Genomic DNA, 14661 nt, shown 5'->3' on the forward strand with positions numbered 1-14661 from the left:
GGTAGCGACGCGCCAAGGGGCACATCGGTAAATAAAATTCGATGCGTAACAGACTGTTTTTTAGCCAGCTCGTTCATGCGCAACATTTTGTAAGGCCTAAATAGGGCCTTAACAAGACAGCCATAGTGGCCGTCCCTAGGTCGGATCAGTATCCTAGGGCGTGTCATTCATCATTACCAGTGCCGCGTTGTCGCCTAAAAGCCAGCCAGGCAAGGCGCAGGCCGCTGGGAATGTCTTTTCCTTGCCAAGGCCTGCAACGCAGCCTGGCTGACTTTTAGGCACAACCCGAAGGGCCGGGCCTGCTAGTGTGCAGGGCTGCGTTACTCGGAGCTTATTTGGAAAAACCAAACTGCGCTCCTCGCGCCTTGCCCTGCACACTAGCAGGCTCCGGCGCGGCACTGGTAATGATGAATGACACGCCCTAACCTCCTCGCCCGCCGACGCTAAGACCAAGCGGGCAGCCCAACAGGTTTAAAAACGAATGAATGCTCTAGCCCGCCACGCCGCAGGCCTGCTGTTCAGCACAGTTTGTCTGCCCCTTTCAGCCTTGGCTGCCGACCCACAACCCACCCATGAATTCACCCTGGATAACGGCCTCAAGGTGGTCGTGCGCGAAGACCATCGCGCGCCGGTGGTGGTTTCCCAGGTCTGGTACAAGGTCGGTTCGAGCTATGAAACCCCGGGCCAGACCGGTTTGTCCCACGCCCTGGAGCACATGATGTTCAAGGGCAGCGCCAAGGTCGGCCCCGGCGAAGCCTCGCTGATCCTGCGTGACTTGGGCGCCGAAGAAAACGCCTTCACCAGTGATGACTACACCGCCTACTACCAGGTGCTGGCCCGTGACCGCCTGGGCGTTGCCTTTGAGCTGGAAGCCGACCGCATGGCCAGCCTGCGCCTGCCGGCCGACGAGTTCAGCCGCGAAATCGAGGTGATCAAGGAAGAACGCCGCCTGCGCACCGACGACAATCCCATGTCCAAGGCCTTCGAGCGCTTCAAGGCGATGGCCTTCCCGGCCAGCGGCTATCACACCCCGACCATCGGCTGGATGGCCGACCTCGACCGCATGAAGGTCGAGGAGCTGCGCCACTGGTACCAGTCCTGGTATGTACCGAACAACGCCACGTTGGTGGTGGTCGGCGACGTCACCCCGGACGAGGTAAAAAACCTCGCCCAGCGCTACTTCGGCCCGATCCCCAAGCGTGACGTACCGCCCGCCAAGATTCCGATGGAGCTGGCCGAGCCCGGCGAGCGCCTGCTGACGATGCATGTGCAGACCCAATTGCCGAGCGTGATCCTCGGCTTCAACGTACCTGGCCTGGCCACCGCCGAAGACAAGCGTTCGGTCCAGGCCCTGCGCCTGATCTCGGCCCTGCTGGACGGTGGCTACAGCGCACGGATCTCCGAGCAACTGGAGCGTGGCGAAGAGCTGGTATCCGCCGCGTCCACCAACTACGACGCCTACACCCGGGGCGACAGCCTGTTCACCCTTTCGGCCACCCCGAACCAGCAGAAGAAAAAGACCGTTGCCCAAGCCGAAGCCGGCCTGTGGCGCCTGCTGGAAGAGCTGAAGGCCAAGCCACCGACCGCCGAAGAACTGGAACGCATCCGTGCCCAGGTCATCGCCGGCCTGGTGTACCAACGCGATTCCATCACCAGCCAGGCCACGGCCATTGGCTCCCTGGAAACCGTGGGCCTGTCCTGGAAACTCATGGACACCGAACTGGCCGACCTGCAAAGCGTGACCCCGGAAGATATCCAGAAGGCCGCGCGCACCTATTTCACCCGCGAACGTCTGAGCGTCGCCCATGTTTTGCCTGAGGAGACCGCTCATGAGTGATCGCAAAAGCAGCCGCCTGATCCTGCCGGGCCTGATCGCCGTGACCCTGGTCGCGGCGAGCGCCGTGTATTTCCTGCGCCCGAGTGAGTCCGTTGCCAGCCAGGCGCTGGACAAGGCTCAATCGGCCAACAAACTGCAATCCCTGGCGGAGCTGGACGGCAAGGCGCCGACCAACCGCAAGCTCGACGTGCAAACCTGGACCACCGCCGAAGGCGCCAAGGTGCTGTTCGTCGAAGCCCATGAGTTGCCGATGTTCGACATGCGCATCCTGTTCGCCGCCGGCAGCAGCCAGGACGGCGACGTGCCGGGCCTGGCGCTGATGACCAACGCCATGCTCAACGAAGGTGTACCGGGCAAGGATGTGAGCCAGATTGCCAGTGGTTTTGAAGGCCTGGGCGCCGACTTTGGCAATGGCGCTTATCGCGATATGGCGCTGGTGTCCCTGCGCAGCCTCAGCGACAGCGCTAAACGCGAGGCCGCCCTGGCGCTGTTTGACCAGGTGATCGGCAAGCCGACCTTCCCCGCCGACTCCCTGGCGCGGATCAAGAACCAGATCCTCGCCGGCTTTGAATACCAGAAGCAGAACCCCGGCAAGCTGGCGAGCCTGGAGCTGTTCAAGCGCCTGTACGGCGATCACCCCTACGCTCACCCGAGCGAAGGCACGCCGCAAAGCGTTCCGAAGATTACCCTCGCGCAGCTGCAGGCGTTCCACGCCAAGGCTTATGCGGCGGGTAATGCGGTGATTGCCGTGGTCGGTGACTTGACCCGCGCCGAAGCCGAAGCGATGACGGCCAAAGTGTCCGCTTCGCTGCCCAAGGGCCCGGCCATGGCGAAAATCGCCCAGCCAACCGAGCCCAAGGCCGGCCTGAGCCATATCGAGTTCCCGTCCAAACAGACTCACCTGCTGTTCGCCCAATTGGGCATCGACCGCGCCGACCCGGACTACGCAGCCCTGTCCCTGGGCAACCAGATCCTCGGCGGCGGTGGCTTCGGCACCCGTTTGATGAGCGAAGTGCGCGAGAAACGCGGCCTGACCTACGGTGTTTACTCCGGTTTCTCGCCGATGCAAGTGCGTGGCCCGTTCATGATCAACCTGCAGACCCGCGCCGAAATGAGCGGCGGCACCCTGCGCCTGGTCGAAGACGTGCTCGCCGACTACCTCAAGACCGGTCCGACGCAAAAGGAACTGGATGACGCCAAGCGCGAGCTGGCCGGCAGCTTCCCGCTGTCCACCGCCAGCAACGCCGATATCGTCGGGCAGCTGGGCGCCATGGGTTTCTACAACCTGCCGCTGAGCTATCTGGAAGATTTCATGAAACAATCCCAGGCCCTGACCGTAGAGCAGGTCAAGGCGGCCTTGAACAAACACTTGAGCGCCGACAAGATGGTCATCGTGACCGCCGGCCCAACGACTGCGCAAAAGCCACTACCGCCCCCCACTGATAAACCTGCCGAGCAGCCGCTCGGGGTTCCGGAGCATTAATGGCCAGTTCATCTCGCCCGAAAAAACCTGTCCACAACGTGCATAACGGTGTGGGCCAGCTGCGCATCATTGGCGGCGAATGGGGCAGCCGCAAGCTGAGCTTCCCCGACGTCGTGGGCCTGCGCCCGACGCCGGACCGCGTACGTGAAACCCTGTTCAACTGGCTGGCGCCGTACATTGCCGGCGCCAAGGTGCTGGACCCGTTCGCCGGCAGTGGCGCGCTGTTCCTGGAGGCGCTGTCCCGTGGCGCGGCCCAGGCCCAGGCGCTGGATGCCAGCAATGTCGCGGTGTCCAGCCTCAAGGAACACCTGGGCACCCTGCGCTGCACCAATGGCCAGGTGCAGACCGCCGACGCCCTGCGCTACCTGGAAACCCAGGCGCCCAGTGCCTACGACGTGGTGTTCCTCGACCCACCGTTCAACCAGAACCTGTTGCCGACCGTGTGCGCCTTGCTCGAAGAGCGCCAATGGCTGGCACCGGACGCGTGGATCTACACTGAAAGCGAGACCGCGCCGTCTACCCTGGGCTTGCCGGGCGCCTGGCGCCTGCACCGGGAGCAGAAATCCGGTCGTGTGTATTACGCGTTGTGGCATCGATTGGTCGAAAGCGTCGCTTAAAATCTGTGGTGAGCAAGCCCGCTCACCACAGACAGTGAGTCAGCTCAAAACTGAGAGTGTCATGACACCGTCCTCCGACCAGTTCACCCCCGCCTTCGGCCTCGGCAACCCTCACCTGCAAACGCTGTGGGGGCCGCTGTGGCGGCCGACTACCCATATCGAACGCCAACGCGAACGCCTGTGGCTGGAAGACGGCGATTTTCTTGACCTCGACTGGCATGGCCCGCATGACGCGCAGGCGCCGTTGGTGCTGGTGCTGCATGGGCTGACCGGCTCATCCAATTCCCCCTATGTGGCCGGCCTGCAAAAAGTCCTTGGCGCCCAAGGCTGGGCCAGTGCGGCCTTGAACTGGCGCGGCTGTTCGGGCGAGCCCAACCTGCTGGCGCGCAGCTATCACTCCGGCGCCAGCGAAGACCTCGCCGCCGCGATTGCGCACCTACGCGCCAAGCGGCCGTTGGCGCCGCTGTATGCGGTGGGTTATTCGCTGGGGGGCAATGTGCTGCTCAAGCACCTGGGGGAAACCGGCGAGGCGTCCGGGCTGCAAGGCGCAGCGGCGGTGTCGGTGCCATTTCGCCTGGATCAGTGTGCAGACCGGATCGGGATAGGTTTCTCGCGGATTTATCAAAAGCACTTCATGAGTGAAATGCTCGCGTATATCCGCGTCAAACAAAGCCGTTTTTTACAGGATGGCCGCGCGGACGGGCTGAAAACCCTGGAAGCGCTTGGCTCGCTGGAGAAGATGCGCACCTTCTGGGACTTCGACGGCCGGGTCACCGCGCCGCTGCATGGGTTCTTGAGTGCCGAGGACTATTACCGTCGCGCGTCGAGTCGCTACTACCTAGGCGCGATCCGCACACCGACGCTGATTATCCAGGCGGCCGACGACCCGTTCGTGTTTGCCCACAGCTTGCCCGAGGCCAGTGAGCTATCGGCGTGCACCGAGTTTGAGCTGACGGCCAAGGGCGGGCACGTGGGCTTCGTCGATGGCTCGCTGAAACGCCCAGGCTACTACCTGGAGCGGCGCATACCGCAATGGTTATTGGCACGACACGGTTAAACATGTGAGAGGGGCAGGCCCCTCCCACATTCGGATTGGGTTTACACGACCGGGAACTCAGTCCCCCGTAGCGATTGCCCGCGTCGGATCGGTAATCCACTCGCTCCACGACCCCGCATACAACTTGCCCAACGGGTAACCCGCCAGGCTCAGGGCGAACAGGTTGTGGCAGGCCGTCACGCCCGAGCCGCAATACGCCACCAGTTCCTCCGGCGAGCGCCCCTGCAACTGCGCGGCGAAGCGCTGCTTGAGTTGCTCGGCCGGGAGGAAACGCCCGTCACTGCCCAGGTTTTCGTTGAACGCCGCACATTGCGCACCGGGGATATGCCCGGCAATGGGGTCGATAGGCTCCACCTCGCCGCGAAAACGCGCTTGAGCGCGGGCATCGATCAGGGTCAGGCCGGGTTGGCCCAGGCGTTTTTGCAGATGTTCGGCATCCAGCAGCAAGTGATTGTCCGGCGTGCCATCGAAAGTCCCACGCTCGATTACCGGCGCATCCAGGCTCAACGGGAAACCCGCGGCATGCCAGGCCTTGAGGCCGCCGTCCAGGATAAACACACCGTCACGCTTGCCCAGCCAGGCCAGCAGCCACCAGGCACGAGCCGCATAAGCGCCAGGGCCGTCGTCATACAGCACGATATCGGTGTCAGCATGGATACCCCATGCCCGCAGTTGCTCGGCGAAGGTGCCCGCCGCCGGTAACGGGTGACGACCGGTCACACCTTTGATCACCGGCCCGCTGAGATGGCGCTCCAGGCCGGCATATTGCGCACCGTCGATATGCCCTTCAGCGTAGCTGCAACGCCCGTAATCCGGGTCTTCCAAGGCAAAACGGCAATCCAGGATCACCAACCCCGCCGACGTCTGGCGCTCGGCCAATTGCTGGGGGCTGATCAGTTGGGCAAGCGGCATGATGGACTCCTGTGAACAGATTCGGGAAAGGTCCTACTTCACGTCTTCCAGTGCCTGGTTCAACGGCACGTAAAATTCTTTGAACAATGCATCCACCGCCTCTTTTGCCTGGGGCGTGACAAAGCCCGCCTCCAGCACCAGCACCTGATACACCCCGCGCTTGATGGCTTCGGCGCTCAGGTGGGCGGAATTTTCATTGGTGGTGCACAGGAAACGCACCCAGGAGGTGAGGATGATCCAGGCATTGAGGGTCAGGGCTTCGGTTTGCACCGGGTCCATGTTCAGGATGCCTGCATCGACAAACCCCTGGTAGATGGCGCCGCCCTGGATCAGGCAACGCTGGGAAAAACGCCGATAGCCGGTGGCCAGCTCCGGGTCGCTCTCCAGCAGGTGTTCAAGGTCGCGGTGCAGAAAACGGTAGCGCCACATGCCGGCCAGTACGGCCTGGAGATAAAAGCGCTTGTCTTCCACCACCATGGCCCGCCCCTGGGGCGGACGCAGGAAACTGTCCACCAACGCTTCATATTCGCGAAACAGCACGGAGATGATCGCTTGCTTGTTGGGGAAGTGGTAGTACAGGTTGCCCGGCGAAATTTCCATATGGGCGGCGATATGGTTGGTGCTGATACTGCGCTCGCCCTGCTGGTTAAAAAGCTCCAGGCTGGTTTGCACAATACGCTCGCTGGTCTTTACTCGTGGTGCCATAGGGGAATCAGCTTCTGTACACGTGATAGGGCATCTTACGGCCTATCCTTGCCAGGATAAATCTGCATGTTGCTGCAATGTTATTTGACAATTTAGAGTAATGACTCTAAAAATCCACGCAGACCAATAACAATCGGTGCTGCGCCATGTCTGCCAACGTTGCCTACCTGCAAGATGCCCAGGCGCTGGATCAACTCCAGGACCTGTTCGACGCCCAACGCCGCGCCTACGCCGCCAACCCGATGCCGCCAGCTGCACAGCGCCAGCAGTGGCTGAAGGCCTTGCGGGATGTGCTCAGTGACGAGCGCCAGGCACTGATCCATGCGATCAGCCAGGATTTCAGCCAGCGCAGCGCCGACGAAACCCTGTTCGCCGAACTGATGCCCAGCCTGCATGGCATTCACTACGCCAGCAAACACCTAAAAGGCTGGATGAAACCTTCCCGCCGCGCTGTAGGCCTGGCCTTCCAACCCGCGTCAGCCAAAGTCATTTACCAACCCCTGGGCGTGGTCGGCGTGATCGTGCCGTGGAACTACCCGCTGTACCTGGCCATCGGCCCACTGGTCGGTGCGTTGGCGGCAGGCAACCGGGTGATGCTCAAGCTCAGCGAATCCACGCCCGCTACCGGCGAACTGCTCAAGGCGTTACTGGCGAGGGTTTTCCCCGAGGACCTGGTGTGCGTGGTGCTCGGCGAGGCCGAGGTGGGCATGGCGTTTTCCAAGCTGCGCTTCGATCACCTGCTGTTTACCGGCGCGACCAGTATTGGCAAGCACGTGATGCGCGCCGCTGCCGAACACCTCACGCCGGTCACCCTGGAACTGGGCGGCAAGTCGCCGGCCATTGTCTCCGCCGACGTACCGCTCAAGGACGCCGCCGAACGCATCGCCTTCGGCAAAGCCTTGAACGCCGGGCAAACCTGCGTGGCCCCGGACTACGTGCTGGTGCCGGAGGACCGCGTGGAGGGTTTCGTCGAGGCCTACAGCAAGGCGGTTCGCGGGTTTTATCCGACGCTGGCCGACAACCCGGACTACACCGCCATCATCAATGAGCGTCAATTGGCCCGGCTCAATGCCTACGTCAAGGACGCCACCGACAAGGGCGCCACCCTGATCCGGCTGTACGACCAGGGCCAGGCACGGCGCATGGCCCATAGCCTGCTGCTGAATGTCAGCGATGACATGACCGTGATGCAGGACGAAATCTTCGGCCCGGTGCTGCCGATCGTGCCTTATCGCGGCATCGACCAAGCCTTTGCCTACATCAACCAGCGCCCTCGCCCGCTGGCCCTGTATTACTTCGGCTACAACAAGCGCGAGCAGGACCGGGTCCTCCATGAGACCCATTCCGGCGGTGTCTGCCTGAACGACACCCTCCTGCACGTGGCCCAGGACGACATGCCCTTTGGCGGCATCGGCCCGTCGGGCATGGGCCACTACCACGGCCATGAAGGGTTCCTGACGTTCAGCAAGGCCAAGGGCGTGCTGGTGAAACAGCGCCTGAACGCGGCGAAATTGATCTACCCGCCCTACGGCAAATCGATCCAGAAACTGATCCAGAAGTTGTTTGTCCGCTGACACCGCCACCCACGGGATAACAATAACAATGAACCCTAGCCTCACGGATTCACCCGCGCTATCACGGCGCGGCGTCTTGAAAATCGGTCTGTGTGCCAGCGCCTTCCTGGCCACGGCCGGATTGGGCGCCAGCCTCAGCGGCTGCTCCAGCAGCACCCCGGCCAGCGGCTTTGCCATGTTGCGCAGCAGTGACCTGCCGTTTCTGCGCGCGGTGATCCCGGTGCTGCTCGAAGGCGTGGCCAGCGCCCAGGACGTGGTCGCCGGGATTGAAGACACGCTGAAAAAACTCGACTACAGCCTGCAGCACCTGTCGCCGGAGATGTTCAAGCTCACCCAGCAGCTGTTCGATGTGCTCGGCATGGGCATTACGCGTGGCCCGTTGACCGGCATCTGGGGCAGCTGGGAAAACGCCAGCGCGGAACAGATCCGCAACTTCCTGCACCGCTGGGAAAACAGCTACCTGAACCTGCTGCGCATGGGCCAGGGCTCGCTGCTCAAGCTGGTGATCATGGCCTGGTACTTCCGGCCCGCCGCCTGGGCGCATTGCGGCTACCCCGGCCCGCCGAAGATCTGATTTGCATCCCTCACAATAAAAACAAGAGACGACCCTGATGCCCGTACCCGATCTGTTCCGCGACGGCCTGGCCCGCGGCTGGAAAACCCACAATGGCGCCGCCCTCGACAGCGACCTGACCCTGGAGGCCGACGTGGCCATCATCGGCAGCGGCGCCGGTGGCGGCACCACTGCCGAGATCCTCAGCGCCGCCGGCTACAAAGTGCTGTTGATCGAAGAAGGCCCGCTCAAGACCAGCAGCGACTTCAAGCTGCTGGAGGACGAGGCCTACGCCAGCCTGTATCAGGAAGGTATCGGCCGCATGAGCAAGGACGGCGCCATCACCATCCTGCAAGGCCGCGCGGTGGGCGGTACCACGCTGATCAACTGGACCTCCAGCTTCCGCACCCCGGACGCCACCCTCAGCCATTGGGCCAGCGAGTACGCGGTAAAAGGCCACAGCAGTGCAGAGATGGCACCGTGGTTCGAAAAGATGGAGCAGCGCCTGGGCATCGCACCGTGGGCCATCCCCCCGAATGCCAACAATGATGTAATCCGCAAAGGCTGCGAAAAGCTCGGCTACAGCTGGCATGTGATCCCGCGCAACGTCCGTGGCTGCTTCAACCTGGGTTATTGCGGCATGGGCTGCCCGGTCAACGCCAAGCAGTCGATGCTGGTGACCACCATCCCGTCTACCCTGGAAAAAGGCGGTGAACTGCTCTACCTGGCGCGCGCCGAGCAGCTCAAATACAGCGGCGACACCATCAGCAGCCTGGAATGCGTAGCGATGGACGCGCGCTGTGTGGCGCCTACCGGGCGCAGGATCAGCGTGAAGGCCAAGCATTACGTGCTGTCGGGCGGCGGCATCAACAGCCCGGCGCTGCTGATGCGCTCGGGTGCCCCCGACCCGCATTCGCGGCTGGGCAAGCGGACCTTTTTGCACTTGGTGAACTTCTCCGCCGCATTGTTCGACGAGGTGATCAACCCGTTCTACGGCGCGCCGCAGTCGATCTATTCCGACCACTTCCAATGGCAGGACGGCACCACCGGCAAAATGTCCTACAAGCTTGAAGCGCCGCCCTTGCATCCAGCATTGGCCAGCACCTTGTTCGGCGGCTATGGCACGCAGAACGCCCTGGACATGGGCCAATTGCCGCATACCCACGCCATGCTCGCGCTGTTGCGTGACGGCTTTCACCCCGACAGCCAGGGCGGCAGCGTGGACTTACGCGGTGACGGTACGCCGGTGCTCGACTATCAGGTCTCGCCCTATGCCTGGGACGGCCTGCGCCGGGCCTTCCACAGCATGGCCGAAATCCAGTTCGCGGCGGGCGCCAAATCGGTCAAGCCCATGCACCATGACGCACGGTTCGTGAACACCTTGGCCGAGGCACGCAGCGTCATTGAGGGTTTGAATCTGGAATTGCACCGGACAACCCTGGGCAGCGCCCATGTGATGGGCGGTTGTGCCATGGGCGAAGATCCCAAAAATGCGGTGGCTGACAGCCTCGGTCGCCATCACCAATTGCGCAACCTGTCGATCCACGACGGTTCGTTATTCCCCACCAGTATTGGGGCCAACCCGCAATTATCGGTGTACGGATTAACCGCTCAACTGGCGACAGCCTTGGCCGAACGTCTGAAAACAGCGTGAAAAAACACGCTATTCACGGTGTCTATACGGCTTTCTTATGCATAAGTTGACTTGGCCGACCGGGATGGCTGCGATACCATCCGGTTCCCCAACGGACTCCGCCAGGACGACGCGATGAACCGAGTGTTGTACCCAGGTACCTTCGACCCGATTACCAAAGGCCATGGCGATCTGGTCGAACGCGCCTCTCGTTTGTTCGACCATGTGATCATCGCAGTCGCGGCCAGCCCCAAGAAAAACCCGCTGTTCCCCCTGGAACAGCGCGTGGAGCTGGCGCGTGAGGTCACCAAGCACCTGCCCAACGTGGAAGTGGTGGGCTTTTCCACGTTGCTCGCGCATTTCGCCAAAGAGCAGAACGCCAATGTGTTCCTGCGTGGCCTGCGCGCGGTGTCGGACTTCGAATACGAATTCCAGTTGGCCAACATGAACCGCCAACTGGCGCCGGACGTGGAAAGCCTGTTCCTCACGCCGTCGGAGCGTTATTCGTTCATTTCCTCGACGTTGGTGCGTGAAATTGCCGCTTTGGGCGGGGATATCACCAAGTTCGTGCACCCGGCCGTGGCTGATGCGCTGACGCTGCGCTTCAAGAAGTAATGTGGTGAGCGGGCTTGCCCCGCTCACCACAGCTCGCACTGCGGGCGCCAATGCGGCACAATTGCGCGCATTAGTTTTCAGATGCCTTGGCTGACAGCCCTGGCAGGAGTTTCCATGTCCTTGATCATCACCGACGATTGCATCAATTGCGACGTCTGCGAACCCGAGTGCCCGAACGCCGCCATCTCCCAGGGCGAAGAGATCTACGTGATCGACCCCAACCTGTGCACCCAGTGCGTCGGTCACTACGACGAGCCACAGTGCCAGCAAGTGTGCCCGGTGGATTGCATTCCGCTGGATGAAGCCCATCCGGAGACGGAAGAGCAGTTGATGGAGAAGTACCGGAAGATTACCGGTAAGGCCTGAAGTCCTTCAGGGCCTCATCGGGGGCAAGCCCTCTCCCACTTGATTTGTGAATACGTTCAAAATGTGGGAGGGGGCTTGCTCCCGATAGCGATATCAGCCCTCACACAGCAATCAGCTCTGGCACCTGGGGCAAAACACACTCGCCCGCTGCCCCAGCACCACGTTGCGCAATTCGCTCCCACAGACCTTGCACGCCTCGCCACCGCGGCCGTAGACGAACAATTCCTGCTGGAAATACCCTGGCTGCCCATCCCCCCCGATAAAGTCCCGCAGCGTGGTGCCGCCACGCTCGATTGCCGCCGCCAGAATGCGCTTGATCTCGATCGCCAGCTTCAAATAACGCCCGCGTGAAATGCCGCCGGCCGCGCGACGTGGATCAATCCCCGCCGCAAACAACGCCTCAGTCGCATAGATATTGCCTACGCCCACCACCACCGCGTTATCCATGATGAACGGTTTCACCGCCATCGACTTGCCGCGGGACAGTTGGAACAACCGCTCACCGTCAAACAGCTCGGTCAACGGCTCCGGCCCCAGGCGAATCAGCAGTTCATGGTTGTGCGGGTCCTGGCTCCAGAGCATCGCGCCGAAACGCCGAGGGTCGGTGTAGCGCAGGGCCAGGCCGGATTCCAACTCGATATCCACATGTTCATGCTTGGCCGCCGGCATGCCGACCTCGACCAGGCGCAAGTTGCCCGACATGCCCAGATGGCTGATCAAGGTGCCCACTTCGGCATTGATCAACAGGTACTTGGCCCGCCGCTCCACCAGCACGATGCGCTGGCCGGACAGGCGCACATCCAGGTCTTCCGGGATCGGCCAGCGCAGGCGCCGCTCACGCACCACCACGCGACTGACCCGCTGGCCTTCCAGGTGCGGCGCAATCCCACGCCGGGTGGTTTCGACTTCTGGTAACTCGGGCATGTGTACCTCGTGAAGGGGGGATCAGTGCGCGCCCAGTTCGCGGATCGACAACTTCAGGCTTTCGAAGTCGTAGTCCGACAGGCCCACGTAGTCCAGCACCAGGTGGCCGATGGCATTCCACTCATGGTCCACCGACTGGTTGCCCAGCACGCGGCAGGACGAGCAGATGTGCTCGGCCATCTTCAGGATCGCCAGCAGGTTCTTCAACTGAGGATTGCGCGACGTCTCATCGCTGAAGATCGCCAGGGCATTGTGGTGGTTGGCGATGGCGTCGGTCACATGCTCCGGCAGGCGCCAGGACTTGGCGGTGTAGTAGCCGACCACCGCATGGTTGGTGTTGAACGCGTTGTTTTCGGTGTCGACCACGCGGCAGTCGGGGCCGGCATTGGCGTAGGCCTCTTCGAGCACCGTCATGTAGTTGGGGAAACGCTTGAGCATCAGCGGCACGCCGCAGTCGTGGAACAGCCCCAGGGCATAGGCCTCGTCCACCGCCTGGGCGCCGGTGCGCTTGGCCAGGGTGAGGCAGGTCATGGCCACGTCCTGGGCGGTGTCCCAGAAGCGGTTGAGGGTGACGATGGTGTCGTCGCTCATCTCGCCCCTGATCGACAGGGCGTTGATCAGGTTGATGATCGAGCGGCTGCCCAGCAGGTTCACCGCGCGCTGGATCGAGGCGATCTTGTTGCTCAGGCCGTAATAGGACGAGTTGACGATCTTCAGCAGCGCGCCGGAGAGGCCCGGGTCCTGGGAGATCAACCGCGCGATCACTTCCAGGTCCGGGTCGGGCATGTACTGCTCCATCTGCAAATCCACCATGATTTGCGGCTGGGGCGGCACGCTGATGCCTTGGAGGGCCTGCTGGATCTGTTCGGCGGAAAGCTCTTGGGACATAAGTACACACTCTGGGCTAGGTGGGGATTCTAACCCTTATCTCCCCCCGGCTGACACCTCCCCGCACATCCGGCAGCCCGGCCATTTCCTACATAACAAGGTATACTCCCGCTCTTTTTTCCGGAGCGACGTCATGTCCCTGCCAAGCCTGCGTCTCAAAGCCAACGCCGATCGTCGTTTGCGCAACGGCCACCTGTGGGTCTACAGCAACGAAATCGATGTGGCGGCCACCCCTCTGCACGGCTTCCAGGCGGGCGACCAGGCCATCCTGGAAGCGGCCGGCGGCAAGACCCTGGGCATCGTGGCCATGAGCCCGAACAACCTGATCTGCGCACGCCTGCTGTCGCGCGACATCAAGTTGCCACTGGACAAGTCGCTGCTGGTGCACCGCATCAACGTCGCCCTGTCCCTGCGTGATCGCCTGTTCGACAAGCCGTTCTACCGCCTGGTCTACGGCGATTCCGACCTGCTGCCGGGCCTGGTGGTCGACCGTTTCGGCGATATCCTGGTAGTTCAGATCGCCTCGGCGACCATGGAAGCCCATAAAGACGACGTGATCGCCGCCCTGACCCAAGTGCTCAAGCCGAGCGGCATCCTGTTCAAGAACGACTCCGCCGCGCGCGACGCCGAAGGCCTCAACCGCTACGTCGAAACCGTGTTCGGCCTGGTGCCGGAGTGGGTGGCGCTGGAAGAAAACGGCGTGAAATTCGAAGCCCCGGTGATCCACGGCCAGAAAACCGGCTGGTTCTACGACCACCGCATGAACCGCGCGCGCCTGGCCCCATACGCCAAAGGCAAACGCGTACTCGACCTGTACAGCTACATCGGCGGCTGGGGCGTGCAGGCCGCGGCCTTCGGCGCCAGTGAAGTGTTCTGCGTCGATGCCTCGGCCTTCGCCCTCGATGGCGTGGAGCGCAACGCCGCGCTGAATGGCGTTGCCGAGAAGATGACCTGCATCGAAGGCGACGTCTTCGAAGCCCTCAAGGAATTGAAAGCCAGCGAAGAACGCTTCGACGTGATCGTCGCCGACCCACCGGCCTTCATCAAACGCAAGAAAGACATGAAAAACGGCGAAGGCGCCTACCGCCGCCTGAACGAGCAAGCCATGCGCCTGCTCAGCAAGGACGGCATCCTGGTCAGCGCCTCGTGCTCCATGCACCTGCCGGAAGACGACCTGCAGAACATCCTGCTGACCAGCGCCCGCCATCTGGACCGCAATATCCAGATGCTGGAACGTGGCGGCCAGGGCCCGGATCATCCGGTGCATCCGGCGATTGCCGAGACGCGGTATATCAAGAGCATTACGTGCCGGTTGTTGCCCAATAGCTAAGACGTGAACCCTCTGTAGGAGCGAGCTTGCTCGCGAAAAACGCATATGCAACGCGGGCTACCTGATAGCGCTGCGTTATCGTTGACGTTCTTCGCGAGCAAGCTCGCTCCTACATTGCTACGGGAAGCCTCCCACAGTAGTTTTGATTGAATTCCACTTTTCGCAGA

14 protein-coding genes are annotated in these 14661 nt (G+C 62.2%); 10 read left to right on the forward strand and 4 right to left on the reverse strand.

Annotation, left to right across the window (positions count from 1 at the left end; translation table 11 throughout):
* Positions 1–481: 481 nt before the first annotated feature.
* The 4 genes from BFQ01_RS00690 (at position 482) to BFQ01_RS00705 (ending at position 4994) form a co-directional block, all read left to right on the forward strand.
* Positions 482–1837: a M16 family metallopeptidase gene (locus tag BFQ01_RS00690; protein WP_065923859.1), complete on the forward strand. Its 1356-nt coding sequence runs from the start codon at positions 482–484 to the stop codon at positions 1835–1837.
* Complete coding sequence (locus BFQ01_RS00695; protein WP_065923860.1) at positions 1830–3320, forward strand: M16 family metallopeptidase; 1491 nt, start codon at positions 1830–1832, stop codon at positions 3318–3320. The genes BFQ01_RS00690 and BFQ01_RS00695 overlap by 8 nt, the downstream gene beginning before the upstream one ends.
* Positions 3320–3937, forward strand: coding sequence for a 16S rRNA (guanine(966)-N(2))-methyltransferase RsmD (gene rsmD / locus BFQ01_RS00700; protein ID WP_027606107.1), 618 nt, complete (start codon positions 3320–3322; stop codon positions 3935–3937). The genes BFQ01_RS00695 and rsmD overlap by 1 nt, the downstream gene beginning before the upstream one ends.
* Positions 3938–3998: 61 nt before the next feature.
* Positions 3999–4994 carry a hydrolase gene (locus BFQ01_RS00705; protein ID WP_065923861.1) on the forward strand — a complete coding sequence of 332 codons (996 nt, stop codon included), beginning with the start codon at positions 3999–4001 and terminating at the stop codon, positions 4992–4994.
* A 57-nt stretch (positions 4995–5051) separates the two neighbouring features.
* Here the strand turns inward: BFQ01_RS00705 and BFQ01_RS00710 are convergent, their stop codons facing one another.
* Both BFQ01_RS00710 and BFQ01_RS00715 read right to left on the reverse strand, forming a co-directional pair.
* Entirely contained in the window at positions 5052–5906 is an 855-nt protein-coding gene (locus BFQ01_RS00710) for a sulfurtransferase (protein WP_065923862.1), read from the reverse strand.
* A 33-nt stretch (positions 5907–5939) separates the two neighbouring features.
* Entirely contained in the window at positions 5940–6611 is a 672-nt protein-coding gene (locus BFQ01_RS00715) for a TetR/AcrR family transcriptional regulator (protein WP_027606110.1), read from the reverse strand.
* Between the two features lie 146 nt (positions 6612–6757).
* Here BFQ01_RS00715 and BFQ01_RS00720 point away from each other — a divergent pair, with 146 nt between their 5' ends.
* From BFQ01_RS00720 to BFQ01_RS00740, 5 genes are all read left to right on the forward strand, one after another.
* A complete protein-coding gene (locus BFQ01_RS00720; protein WP_065923863.1) occupies positions 6758–8185 on the forward strand; it encodes a coniferyl aldehyde dehydrogenase in 1428 nt (475 codons plus the stop codon).
* 28 nt (positions 8186–8213) lie between these two features.
* Positions 8214–8759: a twin-arginine translocation pathway signal protein gene (locus BFQ01_RS00725; protein ID WP_065923864.1), complete on the forward strand. Its 546-nt coding sequence runs from the start codon at positions 8214–8216 to the stop codon at positions 8757–8759.
* 37 nt (positions 8760–8796) lie between these two features.
* On the forward strand, positions 8797–10392 hold the full coding sequence (locus BFQ01_RS00730) for a GMC family oxidoreductase (protein ID WP_065923865.1): 1596 nt from the start codon (positions 8797–8799) through the stop codon (positions 10390–10392).
* A 114-nt stretch (positions 10393–10506) separates the two neighbouring features.
* A complete protein-coding gene (coaD, locus tag BFQ01_RS00735; RefSeq protein WP_003176711.1) occupies positions 10507–10986 on the forward strand; it encodes a pantetheine-phosphate adenylyltransferase in 480 nt (159 codons plus the stop codon).
* Between the two features lie 114 nt (positions 10987–11100).
* Positions 11101–11352: a YfhL family 4Fe-4S dicluster ferredoxin gene (locus tag BFQ01_RS00740; protein WP_003195146.1), complete on the forward strand. Its 252-nt coding sequence runs from the start codon at positions 11101–11103 to the stop codon at positions 11350–11352.
* 111 nt (positions 11353–11463) lie between these two features.
* Here the strand turns inward: BFQ01_RS00740 and mutM are convergent, their stop codons facing one another.
* A complete protein-coding gene (gene mutM, locus BFQ01_RS00745; protein WP_065923866.1) occupies positions 11464–12276 on the reverse strand; it encodes a bifunctional DNA-formamidopyrimidine glycosylase/DNA-(apurinic or apyrimidinic site) lyase in 813 nt (270 codons plus the stop codon).
* Between the two features lie 21 nt (positions 12277–12297).
* Positions 12298–13110 (reverse strand): HDOD domain-containing protein, encoded by an 813-nt coding sequence (locus BFQ01_RS00750; protein WP_169898796.1) that lies wholly within the window; start codon positions 13108–13110, stop codon positions 12298–12300.
* Positions 13111–13297: 187 nt separating this feature from the next.
* Here BFQ01_RS00750 and BFQ01_RS00755 point away from each other — a divergent pair, with 187 nt between their 5' ends.
* The gene (locus BFQ01_RS00755; protein ID WP_065923867.1) at positions 13298–14494 is read left to right on the forward strand and encodes a class I SAM-dependent rRNA methyltransferase; all 1197 of its coding nucleotides are present in this window, start codon (positions 13298–13300) and stop codon (positions 14492–14494) included.
* The last annotated feature ends 167 nt before the right edge of the window (positions 14495–14661 follow it).

This window comes from Pseudomonas sp. 8 R 14 (assembly GCF_900005955.1).
GTDB classification, from domain to species: domain Bacteria; phylum Pseudomonadota; class Gammaproteobacteria; order Pseudomonadales; family Pseudomonadaceae; genus Aquipseudomonas; species Aquipseudomonas marginalis.